This is a genomic window from Acinetobacter sp. FY731, from assembly GCF_059515905.1.
Genome location: NZ_JCAKNB010000019.1, coordinates 1 through 19,495, shown reverse-complemented (window position 1 = coordinate 19,495; position 19,495 = coordinate 1). Strand labels below are relative to the sequence as shown.

Here is a 19,495-nt window from a genome sequence, read left to right as displayed (position 1 = left end):
TGGGTTCGCTAATTTCATTGATGAGTGCTAATATTAATAAGTCATATAAATAATTAGATAAAAATAAAATTAAAGGAGAGGCAGGCAATGTCTGATAAAGATTCTGAGAGTAGAAAAAAATTAGGGTTGGTAGCTTTAACTGCAATTGTCGTCAGTTCTATGATTGGAAGTGGAGTAGACGGTTTACCTCAAAATATGGCTGCTAACTCTGCTTTAGCACCTGTTCTTATTGCGTGGTTAATTTGTGGGTTTGGTATGTTCTTCATTGCAAGAACATTTATGACTTTATCAAACGTAAGATCGGATTTACCCTCTGGTATTTATATGTATGCACGTGAGGGATTTGGCCCCTTTACCGCATTTATGTCAGGTTGGGGATATTGGTTTATGACCATGTTTAGTAATGTGGCATTTGCTATTATGGTGATGGACGTATTAAATTATTTTTTACCTGGTGATTTTAAAGGTGGAAATAATATTCCATCTTTAATTGGTGCTTCAATATTAATTTGGGGGTTTAACTTTTTAGTATTGTCGGGTACTAAAGTTGCTGGATCAATTAATTTGGTTGGCACATTTGCAAAAATGATTCCACTAGTTATCTTTGTTTTTTTCGTGCTTTTTTCATTAAGTTGGACACAGTTTACAACAAATATCTGGGGAGAAGAGACGATCGATGGCTCAAGGCAATTGGGACCTATTGTAAAACAAGTCATTGAACCGCTAGATGTCGCATTGTGGTGTTTTATTGGTGTAGAAAGTGCCGTAGCATTATCAGATCGAGCGAAAAATAAAAAGGATATTAGTAAAGCCACTTTTATTGGTTTTATGATTTCTTTAAGTATTTGTATCTTAGTTTCTATATTACCATTTGGTGTTTTGTCACAGCATGTATTAAGTCAAATTGCCACACCCTCGACAGCAGGGGTATTGAAGTCTGTCACGGGTGATTGGGGAGAATGGCTCATTAATATTGGGGTTCTTGTTTCAATTTTAGCAAGTTGGTTAGCATGGACGATGATTTGTGCTGAAGTACCAATGATTGCGGCTAAGGACGGAACATTTCCAAAATCATTTGCAAAGAAAAATGAAAATGAAGCTGCTTCTGTATCGTTATGGGTGAGCAGTTTTATTATGCAGGCTGTGGTATTACTGATTTATTTTTCAAAAAATGCTTGGTTAACTTTATTGGCAATTTCTGCAATTACTGTTTTGCCTGCTTATTTTGCATCGGCTGCATACTTATTAAAAATGAGTGTACATCCTACGTTAGCAAATAAATATTTTCCAACAGGCAGAATTATCGCAATTATCACAAGTGTAATTAGTATAGTTTTTTGTGGATTTATGCTGTATGCCAGTGATATTCGTTATGTTGCATTAACACCATTATTACTTACTCTTGGTTTACCTTTGTTTATATGGGCTAAGAAAGCACAATCTAATAAACAGATATTCACAACATTTGAAAAATATAGTGTTGGAGTATTATTAATTTTGGATGTGGTGGTTTTGTCATTATTTTTTAAAGGGATATTGGTGATTTAGTTTTTTGATTTTAGATAAGTAATAAAATATCAGGTAATACTATTTTTATTACCTGATATTTTTTTTGGGATTAATAATATTTTTTTAAAAATTATGGGTAATACCAAAACCACCTTGGGGTTGAAATTTCCAACCTTTTTCATTATCTCCCCATATTTGATTTGAATATTTTGTTTGAATAAACATATTGAGAGATAAGTTTTTTGATACTTCATAATTGAATTCAATTTGAGGTAATGCAAAAAAAGTAAAAGTATTATGATAAGTACCATTTAAAATGGTCGGGCTTAACCATTCATACATTTCTTCACCCACAAGAAAAGGTTGAACAGTAGTATGTTTATTAGAAGAAATCCAAGGATCAAATCCTGTTATGAAATTAAAGTCTAATGATGCTTTATCATTAAATTTATAAATTTCTTTTCCATAATCTAAATATGAAATAATCATAAAATAATTTGCTGTTTCATTTTTATCATTAGGGTTGGTAACAAAAGAATTACCCTGATTCCAACTGCGAATACCATAGGCATTAAATGCCCATGAAAGATTAGAGGTAAATTGTGTGTCGGTTTGTAGGCTTAAAACAGCAGTATTGGTGTGACCTGATGGACCAGTTGTATTCCAGCCGTAGTAATACATTGGCATTATTGCCAATTGAGTCATATTGAAATATTTCTTTTTAGGAATATAGTCTGAAAAATCAAAGCTAGTTTGTGCCATGATAAATGTTTGGTCAATATGATCATAATCATTTTCATATTTAGCTGTTAATGTTGTTGACCAGTTCACTTTGGAATTACTCAAAGTTCCATAATTATTGGTTAAGCTAAGTTTTGGAGCACCGTAACTATTATCTTGCTGGTTTACAGCCCCTGTATAGTTGTACATATTCCATGTTCTATCCCACTCTAATTGTATATTCCATTTTGGAGCAAAGTTATAGTTCAGGGTGATAGAAGGGTGTGATGTCGCGGTTTTGTAAGAACCGGCGTTTCCATAGAAGGTCTGGGTGTAATTTACAGAACCATTTTTAACAAATTCTTCAGCAGATATATGGCATGTAAATCCAATGATACATGTAGCTACTACAATATTTCTTATTTTCATATGATTGTCCTTTGAATATAAGTTGCCTTGATATAAATCAAGGCAACTAAAATCAATTATTTAAAAATATCTGTCGTGAAAAATAATAGTAAAATAAGTAAATCTAGTCCGAGTAAAATCAATAAATACCATTTTTCTCGACTATTAAATATTGGTTGACCATCATGCTTTTCTTTTCTAGACCATATATATACTGGTAGACCACAAGTCAGTAATACTGGAATTAAAGCAACATATTTAAAGTCACTAGCATATAAAATAAATGCACAGAATAGAGCACCTAGAATTCCGCTCCATAGTGCAAGTTTTTTACCTGATTGAGCGTATTGATCATACTGTTTATTTAGGCAAATTTTTGCCATGAATAATGTTGTTGTGAAATAAGCGGGTACTACCATTAACGCACTAATGTTGTACATCGTTTCCCAAGCGTTATTTGAAAAATAAACCAATAACATTGCTGCTTGCATAACAAAACTACTGACCCATAACGATACAGATGCAGCATGTTTTTTATTGGTTTTAGCAAATGCTTTTGGAAATGCGCCATTTTGACCTGCTGCCATTGGAATTTCAGCACAAAGCATTGTCCATGCTAACCAACCTGCTAATACAGAGATGATAAGCCCAATACTCATGAGCCAGTTGCCCCAGTTACCAACTAGAGATTGTAAAACCCCTGCAGTTGAAGGGTTAGCTACTTGAGCTAGTTCTGTTTGAGGCATAGCGCCAAAAGGTAATAATGAAAGCAAAATATAAATGATTAATGCAAGGATAAATCCGATTAAAGTTGCTTTACCTACATCCGATTTTTTCTTTGCTCTGCCTGAAAGTACAACAGCGCCTTCAACACCAATAAATGCCCAAAGTGTAACGGTCATTGGTGCAAGAATTTGTGTCATTAGTGATACAGGTGTGGAATCTGTACTGCTAACTGTAATAGCAGGATCAGTTCCCCAGAAGTTATTAAATAATTGTGTGTAGTTAATCAGGAATCCTAAAATTAGGACGAAAAGAATTAAAGGAACTAATTTAGCAATTGTACCAATGGTATTAATTGCACCTGCAACGCGAGTACCTGAAAGTACTAAAAAGTTATAACCCCAAATAAGAACTGAACCACAAATAATGGAGGTTAGGTTATTACCTCCTGTAAAGACACCAGGGAAAAACTCATTAAATGCATCCATTAAAATAATTGCAAATGCGACGTTTCCGAAGCAGGTCATTAACCAATAACCCCAAGCAACGTTAAACCCAATAAATGAACCAAATCCTTCTTGAGCATACATATAAACACCAGCTTGTAAATCAGGTCTTAAATCTGATAACAAGCGGAAGGAGTTAGCAATAAAGTATATGCCAATGCCTGCAATTAACCACGCGATAATGACTGGACCAACAGCAGATGATTCTGCAGTATTTTGTGGCAAGCTAAATACCCCACCACCGAGCATTGAACCAACTACAATTGCGATTAATGCTAATAAACCAAGCTTTGCACTATTATTTGAATCACCATTATTGGCGGAGATTGTTTTTGTTTCATTACTCATTCTAAACTCCTTATTATGGTTTAGTATTTGGGTTTTAATGTGATATTTAGTTTGTAGCTAGTCTTTATTTGTTATGTTTCTTGTGGGTGATTTTTTAGGATTAAAATATATTGTGTGGTCAAACACGTTAATCATAAAAAATATATGAACATTGGCTTTTAAATCTAGAAAAATATTTTATCAGCATTATATATTCATAATTTTAAAGCCTTTTGTGATGTGAATTTAGTAAATCATAAGGCGGTATAGTGATAGTAATTTTTTGTATTATTTTTAACATAATAGTGTGTTAAAAACGATCACAAAGCATCAATGTGTTTTTGGTTTTTTTAATTCAATATGTCTTGTATATTGTTGATATTAAAAATAATTTTATTTTTTTGCTCCATTGGTATTGCCGTAGTGTGGTTTATTTTTTTTGTGATATTAATCACAAAGATAAGTTGTTTAAATAATATTTAAGATTTATTAAATATTATTTAAAGCCTGCCTAAACATTATTTTATTTGATTATTTTTTGAAGTTAATTTGTTTTTAATTTCAGTTTTTATTGTTGTTTTAAAAATATACAAAAAATAACTATTCTTATTTTTGTTTATGATTAACTGAAATAACATTATAAGAAGGGGTTTGAAAATGAAGTTTAATAAAAATATATTGGTTGTGCTTTCTGAGAAGATTGAAAATACACATCCAGCATATAAGTATTTAGTTCAAATTAATAATGATCTATCCCAAAGAGGATTTTATTTAACAATTGCAGAATCAATTGAAGATGGTTTAAAACTAGTAAAAGAAAGTCCTAAATATAGTTTAATTGGCTTGGTTTGGAATAGTTTAGATGAAAAAGTAAATAAAGAAGGTGAGGTACTTGTTAAAAAAATAAGAGAAAGAAATGAAAGAGTCCCAATTTTTTTATTTTCAGAAGATGCAATTACAGATACAGTTTCTTTAGAAATATTAAAAGAAGTAAAAGAATATGTTTATTTATATTCAGAAACCCCAGCATTTACTGCAAATCGCATTTATACAGCGATACGTCAATATGCTGAAAATCTTCTTCCTCCATATTTTAAAACATTAAAAGATTTTACTGAAAAGGGTGACTATTATTGGGATTGTCCTGGGCATATGGGGGGGATGGCTTATCTTAAGCACCCAGTAGGAATTGAGTTTATCAATTTCTTTGGTGAAAATATTATGCGGGCTGATATTGGTGTTGCTACTGCTGAAATGGGAGACTATTTAATTCATGCAGGGCCATCTAAAAAATCAGAAGTGAAAGCCGCACAGTTATTTGGTGCTGATTGGACATTTTATGGAGTTGCAGGTTCTTCGGGTTCTAATCGAATTGTTGCGCAAGCAGCAATTGGTGAAAATGAACTTGTATTAATGGATCGAAATTGCCATAAATCACTTAATCATGGTTTAACTTTATCTCGTGGTCGTCCAGTATATTTAACACCAACACGTAATGGTTTAGGGTTGATTGGACCAATACCATTACATCGACTTAAAAAATCGTACATAGATGGGCTAATAAAGGAAAGTACTTTAAGTGCAAATGCTGTTGATATAGAACCAACATATGCCGTGATTACAAACTGTACTTATGATGGGTTTTGCTACAATGTTAAAAAAATAGTAGATGAACTCAAACTAAGTGTTCCACGCATTCATTTTGACGAAGCTTGGTATGCGTATGCAAAATTTCATCCTTTGTATAAAGATCGCTTTGCAATGGATATTGATGATGATACGCCAAACCGACCGACTTTATTTGCAGTACATTCAACACATAAAATGCTGCCAGCTTTATCTATGGCATCGATGATTCATGTGAAAAAAAGTGATCGAGCACCTCTAGATTTTGATGATTTTAATGACTCATTTATGATGCATGGCACAACTTCACCGTTTTATCCAATTATTGCTTCAATTGATGTAGCTGTCAGTATGATGGAGGGGATACCTGGTGAGTCGTTAGTACAAGAATCGATAGAAGAAGCGATTTCATTTAGACAAGCTGTTGTAAATATTAAAAATAAGTTAATAGAAAAGGAAGGCGAAAAAAGTTGGTTCTTTGATGTATTGCAGCCGACAGAAGTGAAAGATCCTGCTACAGGTCAGAACTATTCATTCACTTCAGCGCCAATGTCACTTTTAAGTCGTACAGCAGATGTTTGGACTTTAAAAGAAAATGATAGTTGGCATGGGTTTAATAATAAAGATGTCGCAGACTCAGATATCATGCTTGACCCTGTTAAAGTAACAATTACGTGTCCAGGTTTGTTACCAAATGGTCAATATCAAAATATGGGTATTCCTGGATATATCATTACTAAATTTTTAGATGATAGACATACTGAAATTGCTCGTACGGGAGACTATACCTTACTTATCTTATTCTCTGTCGGAATCACGAAAGGGAAGTGGGGTACATTAATTGAAAGCTTACTAGAGTTTAAGCATTTATATGATTCAGGTGCTTGTGCAACAGATGCAATTCCATCTTTAAAATCTGCTTCAAATAAGTATGAAGAAATGACTTTAAAAGAGTTATGTCAAAGCATGCACGAAACAATGCATGAACTTGATTTAATTGAGCATATTAGTAAAGCAGTTAGTAGTACCCCTGAACCCGTATTAACCCCAGCCGAAGCCTATCAAAAAGTAGTACGTTATAAAGCTGAACATATACGATTGAGTGATTTTAGCGGACGAATTGCAGCAAGTATGCTTGTGCCTTATCCACCAGGTATTCCTGTACTTATGCCGGGAGAACGCTTACCGCAAGATGACACGGGTATTTTAGGTTATTTACAAGCATTGCAAACTTTCGATAAAAAATTTCCAGGTTTTGATCATGAAATACAGGGTGTTAATGTAGATCAAAATGGGGATTATTGGGTAAGAGCCATTATAGAAGATGAAAGTGAGGGTGCTGAATTACCAAAGCATATTCGATTTAATAGAAAAACATCTACTTCAATTAAAAAAGGGCGCTAATAAAAATAGAGATATTTGATTGGGATAATAATTTAAAATACTAGAGGTTATGACTGAGATTTAGATCAGTATCGTAATCGGGAATATGGCGTAATAAAAAAGAATTATCCCAACCATATCTCATGAATCACGTACGAATATATTGCCTTAACAGAATAAGGAAGATGATATGAGTGAAGAATTAGCTTCTGCGAAAAATTCAGATGTAGTAAGTAATGATAATAAGGGGAAATTGGGAATTATCGCGCTTATTGCGGTAGTTGTTTGTTCTATGTTAGGGGGAGGTGTGTTTAGTTTACCGCAGAATTCTGCGGTTTCTTCTGCAGTTGGACCCGTTATTATTGCTTGGATTATTGCAGGCATAGGCATTTATTTTATTGCCAATTCATTCCGTTTATTATCCGATTTAAGACCCGATTTAAATGCGGGTGTTTATATGTATGCACAAGAAGGCTTTGGTCCTTTTATTGGGTTTAACGTTGCTTGGGGTTATTGGTTAATGACCTGCCTAGGTAACGTTGCTTTTGCTGTGCTATTGATGGATGCTTTTGATGATTTTTTCCCTGGGGTGTTTACAGGGGGGAATAATTTAATTTCAATTATTTGTGGTTCAGTTTTAATTTGGGCTTATAACTTTTTGGTTTTATCTGGCATAAGAGTGGCAAGTAAAATTAATGTGATAGGGACTATTGCTGTATTGGTTCCACTCACTTTATTTATATTAATTTTAGGTGTTTCTATAGACTATGTCATGTTCAGTTCAAATGTTTGGGGAACAGATCCTCAAATCATGACGCAATCTCATCATCAAACTGTACCAGTGACGTTATTAGCGCAAATTGTTGCACCAATAACAATTGCTTTATGGTCTTTTATTGGTGTTGAAGGAGCGGTTGTTTTATCTGGCCGTGCTAAGAAAAAGTCAGATGTTGGTAAAGCAACGCTTATCGGTTTTATTGCTGCATTGGTCATTTATATTTTAATTTCTGTGTTGCCATTTGGGGTTATGACTCAAGCACAACTTGCTGTTCTTCCGAATCCTTCCATTGCTGGTGTACTAGGGCATGTAGTTGGTAATTGGGGTGATTGGCTTATGAATGTGGGATTAATTATTTCCATATTAACAGGTTGGTTAGCTTGGACGATGTTATGTGCTGAAATTCCCATGGTTGCTGGAGAAAAAGGAGCTTTTCCTAAAGCATTTGCAAAGAAAAATAAAAATGAATCTGCAACTGTTTCTTTGTGGGTCAGTAGTGGTGTAATGCAAGCAGCAATGCTGTTAGTGTATTTTTCTGATGATGCTTGGGTGGCTATGTATAGTATTAGTGCGCTAATGGTAGTACCTGCATATTTTGCTGCGACTTTATATATGGCAAAAATTTGTTATAAAAATCAATATGTACACTTTAATCATCAATCTAATGCAGGTAAAACTTTAGCAATGTGTAGCGGAGTTTTAGGTGCTGTATTTTGTATATTTATTCTATATGCAAGTGAGTTTAAATATGTAGCACTGATTCCTTTTTTACTTACTTTAGGTCTACCTGTTTATATTTGGTCTAGAAAAGAAAAGAATGATGGTCAACCAATTTTTGAACAGCGTGAAAAACTGTATTTAGCAATCTTATTATTAGTAGATATTGTTGTATTGTTCTTGCTTTTTACAACCGATTTATTTTAATGAGTTTGGATAAGGATGGAGATTTTTCTTAAGAAAATCGAAATTTGATGAAAATACATTGGCTAGTTAGCTTATGAAACCCATTAACAGGTTAGAGGTAAGCTAGCTAGTCAAAAATAAGGGGGTATATCGTATTTATTATTGAATAGTCCAGCGTCTATTTACAGATTCACCCGCATTATTGTAATTAATTACTTTTGCATAATTACCAACAGCCGTTGCATTTTCTGGAATGTCTTTGGTTACAACACTACCTGCCCCAATGGTGACATTATTTCCAATGTGGACATGGTCAATAATACAAACATTAGGGCCAATATAAACATTGTCACCAATGACAGCAGCGTGCTTACCGCCATTTGCTCCAATTGTTGTAAATTGAGATAAATTTACATTATTGCCAATAATAGTGGTTGGGTTAACAACTAAAGGACCGCCATGGCCAATATATAAACCGTAACCAATTTGAGTGCTGCAATGAATATCAATACCGTACTTTTTCTTTTTATAATAAAAAATAGGATAGACCAGTTTTCCTACGAATGATTTTGAACTTGCAATACGTAACCAAAAGCTAAAATTAAAGCCTCTATTGAAAAAATAGTTTTTAACAAAAGATTTAAGTGATGTGTTACCACAATATCGATAAAGGTCACTTAAAATATATTGCATAATCATTTTTGATTTCCGAACAAGGGCAGGTATTTTTTTAATACCTATGGAAAGTTTGGAGATTTTAGAACAAATAAAGTGAAAATTAAAAACAAAGTATCTAAAAGATAAGAAAATTTAATTTTGTGTAAATATTAAGCATAATATTTTGAACTATTTTTGATAAATTTCAATAATAATTTAGATGCTTTCTAGTTTAGAAGTGTTATTAAGCCTTGTTGTTTAACCAGACCAGTTTTATATTTAATTTACAGTAGGTCGCGAAGACACTACAAAGAAGTTGGACGGATCATTGACAGCTCATTGAGTTTAATTCATTTAAACAAGAAATCAGCACTAGCCTTCCAACCAAGAGCTCGCAGTAATGCGAGCTTTTTTTTATGCGATTGAATGTAGCTTAATTTCGACATCATATTTAGCAAATTCATGAATAATGTCTTGGAAAATATTATTGACCTGTAAATTTTGAAGAGGCATTAATATTTCTTTTTGGTTTAAACCATCAAAACATTCAAGCTGCATAATATTCCATAAGTTTTGATGGTTGTGTTCTATGATTAATCTGCGAGTTTGAAGTTCTGTATTGACTTGTCTAGGAATAACATTCGTTATTGCTAATTGAATATGTTCAATTTGCTGTTGTGGGCTTAAAAAGGTAAATACCCAATTACCAACTTTACTTAAATGCATAGGATTATCAAATTCATCGAATTCAAATGAGTACAACATGACATATAAATCTTAGGAAAATAGGAGTTGTTTATCGCTTAAATTAAAGAATAGTGATATAGCAATAAGGTCGTAAAAAAGACTAAAGCAGAAACTTTAAAATTAATATAAGAATTAAATATTTTTAAGAATGAATAAGATAGAAGTAAAGTGGAGGAGTCTTTACTTCTATGTTAATTCTAATTATGAATGAGCTTACAGTTAAAAGCTCTAAATTATTTGTTAGTAATTTTTACAAGAGAATAATTAATATGTTGTAAATAAAAATTCAGTTTATTGGGATGAATTTTTGACTCTTGTAAATGAGTAATCCATTGCATTCTACAACGCTGAAGTATTTCTAAGTTTAAAGCATTTTCAATTTGAATAATGAGTGGTTTGGCAAGTAAGCCACAATATTCTTGTAAGCTTTTTATCATTAATGCTTTCACATCATCGAAGCTTAGAGCTACCTCTAATTCAATGTTTTCATCTTTAAAAGATGCTTTTGGAATATCAATATTCTTATGTTCTATTTGAGGTGGAATAAGATTCGGATGGGTATTTAATGAATTTTGTTCTGAATCTTCTTGAGTTATTTCTACTGTTTCAATATGACTTAAATTTTTGTTGAAAATTAAACCTTTTTCAAATAATAAATCTAGAATTTCAGGCTGTGCTATTCGTGCTTTAGTCGCCTCAGTTATGACGGCTAAATCTGGTGTGCCAATAAGTAATAGAAGTTGTCTTTGTCTTGCGTTTAAAGGAATGGAGCGATCTTGTAAAACTTGAAGACCTAATTTTGTTTTTGAAAAATGTAACATGCTTTAATTTACCCCCTGTAAATTAAAGCATATGCTACTGCTTGAAAATTACACTAATATGAAGCTTTTATTAAGTATCATAAAGTTGATATTGTATTGTTTTCTAAAGCCTTGCGTAAATAAGGGTCTAAATCGTCTTGGCGCATTAGCCATTGCACATAATCGGTAGGTAATTCTGAAATTTGAGTACCACGATGTTTACCAAAATTAATAGTGCGTGGAATACGGGCATCTTCTGAAGCGTCGAATAAAGCTTCCATAGATTCGATATTTAAATGATGCACAATATGCATCAAAATATTGGCTGTTAAAATAATATCCATATCTGCACGATGTGCTTTTTTAATCATGTCACGGGCTTTTTCACTGCCCTTAGTAATCATATAAATAAGAGCAGAGATATTATGTGCCTCAGCATCTGGCCAAACTTTACGTGCAAGTGCAAGTGTACAAATTGCTTTGATTTTTGAACTATCTACACCACATTTTTCAAGAGCTCGAATATCATAATCAATGTTATGGCCAATAATATATGTGGTGTCTTCTGGTAATTTAAAAGTTGTGTAATGCGGCTGATTTATCAAGTCCGATTCTAAAATGTGGTGTACAGCCATTGCAGCAAATGAAATAGGTTCATCGACAGAGTAGAGCTGATCAAATAGTTTGGATTTATCTAAAGTGAGTTTACCATTTTCAACTTGAATAGGAGCGTATGCAATTTCAATGGGCTGACCATTTAATGTATGAGTTTCTGTGTCGAGGATAATGGCTTGCATATCGCATTCCAAAAGAATAAGTAATTCTGTTGAATTTAACATTATCATTTGTGCAGTGACAATTGAATGAGCGTAGATCGAAACGAAAATCTATCTATATGCTGAAATAATGTTTTGATAATCTATTTTAAGCTCTGAACTAGAAATTAAACCTTTATATAGGTGAAGAGGAATACCATCCTCTTGATCGACCAGTTTTATAGCTTGCACACCATCTCTATATTCAAAAATTGCACAAGGCATTTTGTCTTTATCTAAAACAATAAACCTGTTTTGCTTTATAGCGATCTCAAAATCTATAAATGTTTGCTTGAGTAATCTTAAAAAAACACTTTCATTTGCACTTAAACGATTTAATTCACGGATTCTATCGCTATCTGTTTGATGGAAACTTTTAAGTTGTAATTTTTGTTGATGAGTCAGGGGACGATAATATGGTCGTTTTTTTTGTTGCGGTTGAGATTTATTTAAATGGCTTTTTACGAAAAAGCCTAATATAAAACCAAGTAATAACAATGCGAGTTCGTACATGATTTTTTATATTAAATGTAAAAAATAAAATATAACTTATGAAAACAATGACTTCAATTTTATGTTTGAATCTTTAGTCTAAATTTTAATTTTAGCCTTTCATTTTAATTTGTTTAATAAATATCTAAGTAGAAATCTATGTGTATGAGTGATTGTTCAGCATTCGTATTTCTAGTTAAATTATATTTTGATGATTTAAATCAATATTTAAAAACTTCAATATCAATTCAATAAGTTGTTTTTAATGAAAAAGCGAATTTTTTTGAAAACATGCGTAATTTTTATGTAAAAGTGAGCAAAGTTCATTCTCAAAATTTATTAACTTCGTGCTACACTATCGGCCAATCTTAGCACGGCTTAAAAGCCCTAATTTAATAGGACCTCGCTAATGTTTGCCAATATCTCTATTGCCGAATTTGACCCAGAATTAGCTCAAGCAATTTCGAAAGAAGATGCTCGTCAAGAAGCTCACATTGAGTTAATCGCTTCTGAAAACTACTGCTCACCAGCAGTTATGGAAGCACAAGGTTCAAAACTGACTAACAAATATGCTGAAGGCTACCCAGGCAAACGCTACTATGGCGGTTGTGAATACGTAGACGTTATTGAACAATTGGCAATTGACCGTGCTAAAGAACTCTTTGGTGCTGACTACGCAAACGTTCAACCACATGCTGGTTCTCAAGCAAACTCTGCTGTTTACTTAGCGCTTCTTAACCCAGGCGATACAGTGTTGGGTATGAGCCTTGCTCACGGTGGTCACTTGACTCACGGTGCTAAAGTAAGCTTCTCTGGTAAAACATATAATGCTATTCAGTACGGCTTAAACCCTGAAACTGGCGAAATCGACTATGAAGAAGTTGAGCGTTTAGCTGAAGAACATAAGCCAAAAATGATTGTTGCAGGTTTCTCTGCATACAGCCAAGTTGTAGATTGGCAGCGTTTCCGTGATATCGCGGATAAAGTTGGCGCATACCTATTTGTAGATATGGCTCACGTTGCTGGTTTAGTTGCTGCTGGTGTTTACCCAAGCCCAGTTCAAATTGCTGACGTAACAACAACGACTACTCACAAAACACTTCGTGGTCCACGTTCTGGTTTAATACTTGCTAAAGCAAACGAAGAAATCGAGAAAAAACTACAGTCTGCTGTATTCCCAGGTAACCAAGGTGGTCCTTTAGTTCACGCTGTAGCGGCTAAAGCGATTTGCTTTAAAGAAGCAATGGCTCCTGAATACAAAGCTTACCAAGAGCAAGTCGTTAAAAATGCTCAAGTAATGGCTGAAGTTCTTATTGAACGCGGTTATGAAGTTGTTTCTGGTGGTACGAAAAACCATTTATTCCTATTGTCTTTAATTAAACAAGACATTACGGGTAAAGAAGCTGATGCTTGGTTAGGTGCGGCTCACATTACTGTGAACAAAAACTCTGTACCAAACGATCCACGTTCTCCGTTTGTTACTTCAGGTATCCGTATTGGTACGCCTGCTGTTACAACGCGTGGCTTCGGTGAAGCTGAAGTACGTGACCTTGCAGGTTGGATCGCTGATATCTTAGATGCGAAAGGCGACGAAGTTGTAATTAACGCTGTTAAAGCGAAAGTTGAAACTGTATGCGCTAAATTCCCAGTTTACGCAAAATAAGTTTTACTTGAGAAAAGCCCCCTCAAGGGGGCTTTTTTTATAGCTATTAAAATGAAAAGTTAACTAATCCTTTTTATTTCTGATATAAAAGAATGAGAAATAAAAATAATCTTTTGGCTGTGTGATTGAAGCTTTTTAAGTATAGGAACAAATTAGAATGTCTAAACCCAATATTATTCTTTCTGAACAAGATCTACATCGTTTAGAAACAATGTTAGAACATCAGACGGCTTTAACTCCAACAATGAAACATTTGGAAGATGAGTTAGCTCGTGCAGAAGTTGTAGCACCTAAAGATGTCCCTACAAATGTTGTCAGCATGAATGCAAAAGTACTCATTACACTAGCACCATCTACAGCAGCGACAGAAGTGACTTTGGTTTATCCGCATGAGTTTAAGGGTGAAAAAGGTCAGGTGAATGTAATTGCACCTATTGGTGCTGCAATTTTAGGTTTGGCTGAAGGTCAAGTGATTGAATGGCCACAACCTGATGGTCAACCTATGAAAGTGAAAATTGAAAAAGTATTGTACCAACCAGAGCGTGAAGGCGATTATTTATAATTTTCTTTGTGTTTATTTAATTAAGCCATGAATGATCATGGCTTTTTTTATATGTTTTATTTGTAATAAAATAATGAAGTTAAATAGAAGATTTGATTGCAAAAACGCCACAAAATCACAAAATAGATTCAGTACTATAAAACGATGTATTTATGAGCATTTTAAATAATGTCACAAATTGAAATATTGGTTCCACTTAAAGAAATTATTGTAGATCGAAACGAAGTATTATCGATTAAACGTCAAGATTTAGTTCCACTATTAAGTGATCAATATAAGTTAAATCATTATGCAGATACAGTTATTCAGTCCCAATCATTATTATTGGATGGGATAGATCCTTATTTAACAATTCAGTTAAGTCAGACTATTGAGCAATTAATTACGGTTTTATCAAGTTCGAAAAAATACCTCAATAAACGAAAATTTAATGTATTGCAAAAATGGTTAGGTGTAGATATTGAATATGGTTCAAGCCAAATTGAATATTATAAAAATTTAGATGCATTGTTAGATCGGGCATGTCATTTAAGCCAAAAGTTACAACTTGAAATTCAAACGTCACAAGCACGTTTTCAGCAATTGCTTGGTTTACGTGAGCAGATGTTTAAGTATATTGTGGCTGCAGAAGAGTTTCTTGTTGAATATCCAAGCTTTGTAAAAAATGTTCATCCTTTGGATAGTTTTACACAAAGACTATCTAAGAAAATTGATACGTTATATACACTGCAAACAAGTAATGATATTGCAATTACACAAATGCAGTTATCTCAGCAACTTTCATTTAGTTTGTTAGATCGCTTTAAGGAAGCGCAACAAGTATTAATTCCTGTATGGCAATATCATGTTAAGCAGAGTCAACAAACTAGCTCAAAAATCGAGCTTGAAAAGCTAGATAATAGTCGAGAAATTTTAATTAAAAACTTAAAAAAATCATTAGAGAAATCTTCTAATTCATAATGTTATAAGGTGAAATATGACAAATTCTGAAAATACTGTAATTGTAGAAACTTCAAATGAACAAGTAGAGCAAAAATTTCAGCAATTAAACTTGCAAGAAATTGGCTTACAAGTATCAGATTTTCATGAAGTGATTGCTGCACAAAAAGAACTTTCAGATTTAAGCCATAATTCAGTTGCTGAATATGGGAAAAATATTGCAACTAAAACGTCAACTTATACAGATGAGCTGCTAAATCTTGTACAAAATAAAGATTTAGATACAACAGGGCAAAAGCTCAATCAAGTTGTACAGGTAGCGCAGCAATTAAATACCACAAGTATTTTAAATAAATCTAAAAGCTCTGGATTTTTAACTAATATTTTCAATAAATTAAAAGGTACGAAACAAAATTTTGATCAGCATTTTAATAGTACAAAAGAACAAATTGATGCATTAGTAAAAGAAATAGAAACATCTCAAAATGGTTTAAAAGCACGTGTGAGTACATTAGATAAAACGTTTGAAGGTGTGCAAGATGAATATAAGCAACTTGGTATTTATATTGCTGCGGGGAAGTTAACGGAGCAAGATCTTCAACAGGAAATTTTTACATTAACTAGTCAAACTCAAGATCAGACTACTACGCAAAAAATTTATGATTTAAATCATATTGCCAATAATTTAGAAAAGCGTATTAGTGATTTACAAATTTTACAGCAATCTGCAATGCAAACATTGCCTATGATTCGTATTATTCAGTCGAATAACTTGATGTTGGTTGATAAGTTTTATGCAATAAAAAATATCACGTTACCTGCATGGAAAAACCAAATTAGTTTGGCAATTTCACTACAAGAGCAGAAAAATAGTGTACAACTTGCCAATACAATTGATGATGCAACCAACGATTTATTAAAACGTAATGCCGATTTATTACATCAGAACTCTGTAGATACAGCCAAAGCAAACCAACGTTCAGTGATAGATATTGAAACACTTGAACACGTGCAAAATACCCTCATTAAAACAGTCAATGACGTGATTCAAATTCAAAAGGAAGGGGTGCAAAAACGTGATGAAGCAAGTGAACGATTACGTGCTTTGCAACATAATTTGAATCAACTTGTTATTGAATCAAGTTTGCGTGAAACAAAGAAACCTTAAAATGATGATGTCCTGAATTTTGCTGGAATTTTAAAGTTTAGAGCAGAAATCTATTTAATTTTGGAGCTGAATTTGTCCCACTTAGATGAATATCCATTAAGCAAAAAGCAGATTGAGCAGGGTGTTGTTATACTCAAAAAACGACAGCGAAATGTGATGCTCATAGTCATAACAACATCTACTATTTTTGTTGCATCTGTTTTAGCTTTATTTATTCAACAAGATTTAATTTATGGGTTTTTTGGATTATCTACTGAGGTTAAGCAACTTCATATTGTACCCAGTCTAAATGTAAGTGTTGATCATCCTCAAGATTATTTCTTGAGTTTGCTCTCTTGGTTTGGCTGGTTTGTATTGAAAATGTTTGTCTCATTTATTGGGGCTTTTTTCATTATTCATTTTTTGAAAAAGATTAAATTTTTTTATACTCGATTTCAATCATTTGTATTGAAGTTTGTAGCATGGCTGATTGCATTTATTTTACTTTGGTCTGGTTTAACCTATGTGCAATATGATGGTGGTGATAAAAGAGCGTATGCCATTGAAAAAATGGTGAAATATGAAAGTAATATTCAAGAAAGTGAAATCGCAAAATATTTGAAAAGTAATGATATTGCTCAGCCTATACAAGATTATTTATTGGCACAAACAGCCTTGTTACACAAACCTTCAGATAAAGCGTCAGCAATGATTTTTACGCAAAGATTGGTCAAGGCAGAACAAAATGACCCTAAATTTCTAGAATATGGTTTTCAGCCTGAACAAATATGGAGCTTACAAAATCAGCTTTATGGTAAAACAATAACACCACTGGCAAAAAGTGTTGATCGGCAGGCTATACAAGCAGAGTTCATTTCTAAGTATGTGCAGGTTTTTATTTATGTGATGATTGTGGTTTCAGCCATATTTAGCTTATTTTTATTTTTTCTCGTATCGAGCTTTAAAAAACGTGTTCTTAGAATTGAGCAAAGAATTTATGAATAAACGTATTTAAAGCTTTTTATATTTTTCATTATGAGTATTTGAAATATAAAGCCTTTGATAAGTAGGATAGAAATGCTTCACAAGTACTTATTAACAAAGAAAGCTCATAAATGGTAGACTTAAAATCTAAAAAACCGATCACAAATATAAAAACAAACTGTTTCCTCTATTTTATTGTTTGTTCTATGATTCTTTCATCAAATAAATATTTACTCCTTTGGAGACGTTAGCAATGTTAGACCAAAATACTTCAGCTCAATTAAAGACACTTCTTGAACGCCTTGAAAGCCCAATTGAAATTGTTGCGACTTTAAATGGTTCTGATAAATCAGACAAAATTAAAGAACTTGTGACTGAAATTGCTGCACTTTCTAATTTAGTCACTGCTCGTTTTGACGGTACTAATTCTCGTGCGCCAAGCTTTGGTATTGCTAAAGTAGGTGAGCAACCTCGCGTAAACTTTGCTGGTTTACCAATGGGACATGAGTTCACTTCTTTGATTCTTGCATTGTTACAAGTATCAGGTTATGCACCTAAAGTTTCTGATGAAGTTCTTGCTCAAATTAAAGGTTTAAACCTAACTGCTGACTTCGATGTATTTGTATCTTTAAGCTGCCATAACTGTCCTGACGTTGTTCAAGCGCTTAACTTAATTGCAATTAACAATCCAGGTACAACTGCAACTATGATTGATGGTGCATTCTTCCAAGACGAAGTTGAAGAACGCAAAATTATGGCAGTTCCAATGCTATTCCAAAATGGTGAGCACATTGGTCAAGGTCGTATGACTTTGGAAGAAATTATTGCAAAGTTAGATACAAATTCTGCTGTAAAAGATGCTGAGAAGTTAAATGCAAAAGAAGCATTTGATGTATTGGTAATTGGTGGTGGTCCTGCAGGTAACACTTCTGCAATTTATGCTGCACGTAAAGGTATTCGTACAGGTATCGTCGCTGAACGCATGGGCGGTCAGGTGATGGATACTATGGATATTGAAAACTTTACATCAGTACAAAAAACTCAAGGTCCTAAATTTGCTGCTGAAATGGAAGCACACGTTCGTGAATATGGTGTAGACATCATGAACTTACAACGTGTATCTGACATTAAAGGTGCAGATCAAACAGCAAATGGCTTAGTTGAAGTCACTTTAGAGAATGGTGCAAAACTAGAATCTAAAACAGTGATTCTTTCAACAGGTGCACGTTGGAGAGAAATGAATGTTCCTGGTGAGCAAGAATACCGTACTCGTGGTGTTGCTTACTGCCCACACTGTGACGGTCCATTATTCAAAGGCAAACGTGTTGCTGTGATTGGTGGTGGTAACTCAGGTGTAGAAGCAGCGATTGACCTTGCGGGTATTGTTGAACACGTAACATTGGTTGAGTTTGATACTAAATTACGTGCTGACCAAGTGCTTCAAGATAAATTGAACAGCTTGCCAAACACAACAGTCATCAAAAATGCGTTATCTACAGAAGTGGTGGGTGATGGTTCACAAGTAACTGCACTTAAATACAAAGACCGTGCAACAGATGAAATTAAAACGGTTGAGCTTGCTGGTATCTTTGTACAAATTGGTTTGTTACCAAACACAGACTTCTTAAAAGAAACTGCTGTTGAGCTTTCAAACCGTGGTGAGATTATAATTAACGACCGTAACGAAACCAATGTAAAAGGTGTATTTGCCGCAGGTGACTGTACAACTGTTCCTTACAAGCAAATTATCATTGCGACAGGTGAAGGTGCTAAAGCTTCTCTATCTGCTTTTGATTATATTATTCG

Annotated in this window: 16 protein-coding genes; 9 read left to right on the top strand and 7 right to left on the bottom strand. The window is 33.5% G+C overall.

Going from position 1 to position 19,495, the window contains the following annotated elements; genetic code table 11:
* The first annotated feature begins 87 nt into the window (after positions 1-87).
* Entirely contained in the window at positions 88-1,548 is a 1,461-nt protein-coding gene (locus AC5YC8_RS13500) for a basic amino acid/polyamine antiporter (RefSeq protein WP_496164865.1), read from the top strand.
* An 84-nt stretch (positions 1,549-1,632) separates the two neighbouring features.
* On the opposite strand, the gene AC5YC8_RS13495 is transcribed toward AC5YC8_RS13500, so the two are convergent.
* Both AC5YC8_RS13495 and AC5YC8_RS13490 read right to left on the bottom strand, forming a co-directional pair.
* A complete protein-coding gene (locus AC5YC8_RS13495) occupies positions 1,633-2,658 on the bottom strand; it encodes a FomA family porin-like outer membrane protein (RefSeq protein ID WP_496164864.1) in 1,026 nt (341 codons plus the stop codon).
* 56 nt (positions 2,659-2,714) lie between these two features.
* Positions 2,715-4,214 carry a basic amino acid/polyamine antiporter gene (locus AC5YC8_RS13490; protein ID WP_496164863.1) on the bottom strand — a complete coding sequence of 500 codons (1,500 nt, stop codon included), beginning with the start codon at positions 4,212-4,214 and terminating at the stop codon, positions 2,715-2,717.
* Between the two features lie 636 nt (positions 4,215-4,850).
* Between AC5YC8_RS13490 and AC5YC8_RS13485 the strand changes: the two genes are divergently transcribed.
* Together AC5YC8_RS13485 and AC5YC8_RS13480 are read left to right on the top strand one after the other, a co-directional pair.
* Positions 4,851-7,223, top strand: a complete 2,373-nt coding sequence (locus tag AC5YC8_RS13485; RefSeq protein ID WP_496120232.1) for an Orn/Lys/Arg family decarboxylase — start codon at positions 4,851-4,853, stop codon at positions 7,221-7,223.
* Between the two features lie 169 nt (positions 7,224-7,392).
* On the top strand, positions 7,393-8,904 hold the full coding sequence (locus AC5YC8_RS13480; RefSeq protein ID WP_496164862.1) for a basic amino acid/polyamine antiporter: 1,512 nt from the start codon (positions 7,393-7,395) through the stop codon (positions 8,902-8,904).
* Positions 8,905-9,042: 138 nt separating this feature from the next.
* Here AC5YC8_RS13480 and AC5YC8_RS13475 read toward each other — a convergent pair whose 3' ends face one another.
* The 5 genes from AC5YC8_RS13475 to AC5YC8_RS13455 all read right to left on the bottom strand — a co-directional run bounded on the left by AC5YC8_RS13475 (position 9,043) and on the right by AC5YC8_RS13455 (position 12,400).
* Complete coding sequence (locus AC5YC8_RS13475; RefSeq protein WP_496164861.1) at positions 9,043-9,582, bottom strand: serine O-acetyltransferase; 540 nt, start codon at positions 9,580-9,582, stop codon at positions 9,043-9,045.
* Positions 9,583-9,954: 372 nt separating this feature from the next.
* Positions 9,955-10,305, bottom strand: coding sequence for a hypothetical protein (locus AC5YC8_RS13470; RefSeq protein WP_496164860.1), 351 nt, complete (start codon positions 10,303-10,305; stop codon positions 9,955-9,957).
* Between the two features lie 215 nt (positions 10,306-10,520).
* Positions 10,521-11,108, bottom strand: coding sequence for a hypothetical protein (locus tag AC5YC8_RS13465; RefSeq protein WP_496164859.1), 588 nt, complete (start codon positions 11,106-11,108; stop codon positions 10,521-10,523).
* A gap of 77 nt (positions 11,109-11,185) precedes the next feature.
* Positions 11,186-11,884, bottom strand: a complete 699-nt coding sequence (locus AC5YC8_RS13460) for an exonuclease domain-containing protein (protein ID WP_496164866.1) — start codon at positions 11,882-11,884, stop codon at positions 11,186-11,188.
* Positions 11,885-11,974: 90 nt separating this feature from the next.
* Positions 11,975-12,400, bottom strand: coding sequence for a hypothetical protein (locus AC5YC8_RS13455; protein WP_496164858.1), 426 nt, complete (start codon positions 12,398-12,400; stop codon positions 11,975-11,977).
* Between the two features lie 403 nt (positions 12,401-12,803).
* On the opposite strand from AC5YC8_RS13455, the gene glyA reads away from it, so the two are divergent.
* From glyA to ahpF, 6 genes are all read left to right on the top strand, one after another.
* A complete protein-coding gene (glyA, locus tag AC5YC8_RS13450; RefSeq protein ID WP_496164857.1) occupies positions 12,804-14,057 on the top strand; it encodes a serine hydroxymethyltransferase in 1,254 nt (417 codons plus the stop codon).
* A 157-nt stretch (positions 14,058-14,214) separates the two neighbouring features.
* The gene (gene rnk, locus AC5YC8_RS13445) at positions 14,215-14,619 is read left to right on the top strand and encodes a nucleoside diphosphate kinase regulator (protein WP_496164856.1); all 405 of its coding nucleotides are present in this window, start codon (positions 14,215-14,217) and stop codon (positions 14,617-14,619) included.
* A 168-nt stretch (positions 14,620-14,787) separates the two neighbouring features.
* On the top strand, positions 14,788-15,579 hold the full coding sequence (locus AC5YC8_RS13440) for a tellurium resistance protein (protein WP_496164855.1): 792 nt from the start codon (positions 14,788-14,790) through the stop codon (positions 15,577-15,579).
* A 16-nt stretch (positions 15,580-15,595) separates the two neighbouring features.
* On the top strand, positions 15,596-16,726 hold the full coding sequence (locus tag AC5YC8_RS13435) for a toxic anion resistance protein (protein ID WP_496164854.1): 1,131 nt from the start codon (positions 15,596-15,598) through the stop codon (positions 16,724-16,726).
* A 72-nt stretch (positions 16,727-16,798) separates the two neighbouring features.
* Positions 16,799-17,710 (top strand): hypothetical protein, encoded by a 912-nt coding sequence (locus AC5YC8_RS13430; protein ID WP_496164853.1) that lies wholly within the window; start codon positions 16,799-16,801, stop codon positions 17,708-17,710.
* 232 nt (positions 17,711-17,942) lie between these two features.
* Positions 17,943-19,495, top strand: a 1,553-nt coding sequence (ahpF, locus tag AC5YC8_RS13425) for an alkyl hydroperoxide reductase subunit F (RefSeq protein ID WP_496164291.1), incomplete at its 3' end; no start/stop codon positions are given.

Bases quoted from the DNA above. Each gene is read 5' to 3' on its own strand.
- AC5YC8_RS13500 (WP_496164865.1), top strand. From the start codon at position 88: ATGTCTGATAAAGATTCTGAGAGTAGAAAAAAATTAGGGTTGGTAGCT.
- AC5YC8_RS13495 (WP_496164864.1), bottom strand. From the start codon at position 2,658: ATGAAAATAAGAAATATTGTAGTAGCTACATGTATCATTGGATTTACA.
- AC5YC8_RS13490 (WP_496164863.1), bottom strand. From the start codon at position 4,214: ATGAGTAATGAAACAAAAACAATCTCCGCCAATAATGGTGATTCAAAT.
- AC5YC8_RS13485 (WP_496120232.1), top strand. From the start codon at position 4,851: ATGAAGTTTAATAAAAATATATTGGTTGTGCTTTCTGAGAAGATTGAA.
- AC5YC8_RS13480 (WP_496164862.1), top strand. From the start codon at position 7,393: ATGAGTGAAGAATTAGCTTCTGCGAAAAATTCAGATGTAGTAAGTAAT.
- AC5YC8_RS13475 (WP_496164861.1), bottom strand. From the start codon at position 9,582: ATGATTATGCAATATATTTTAAGTGACCTTTATCGATATTGTGGTAAC.
- AC5YC8_RS13470 (WP_496164860.1), bottom strand. From the start codon at position 10,305: ATGTTGTACTCATTTGAATTCGATGAATTTGATAATCCTATGCATTTA.
- AC5YC8_RS13465 (WP_496164859.1), bottom strand. From the start codon at position 11,108: ATGTTACATTTTTCAAAAACAAAATTAGGTCTTCAAGTTTTACAAGAT.
- AC5YC8_RS13460 (WP_496164866.1), bottom strand. From the start codon at position 11,884: ATGCAAGCCATTATCCTCGACACAGAAACTCATACATTAAATGGTCAG.
- glyA (WP_496164857.1), top strand. From the start codon at position 12,804: ATGTTTGCCAATATCTCTATTGCCGAATTTGACCCAGAATTAGCTCAA.
- rnk (WP_496164856.1), top strand. From the start codon at position 14,215: ATGTCTAAACCCAATATTATTCTTTCTGAACAAGATCTACATCGTTTA.
- AC5YC8_RS13440 (WP_496164855.1), top strand. From the start codon at position 14,788: ATGTCACAAATTGAAATATTGGTTCCACTTAAAGAAATTATTGTAGAT.
- AC5YC8_RS13435 (WP_496164854.1), top strand. From the start codon at position 15,596: ATGACAAATTCTGAAAATACTGTAATTGTAGAAACTTCAAATGAACAA.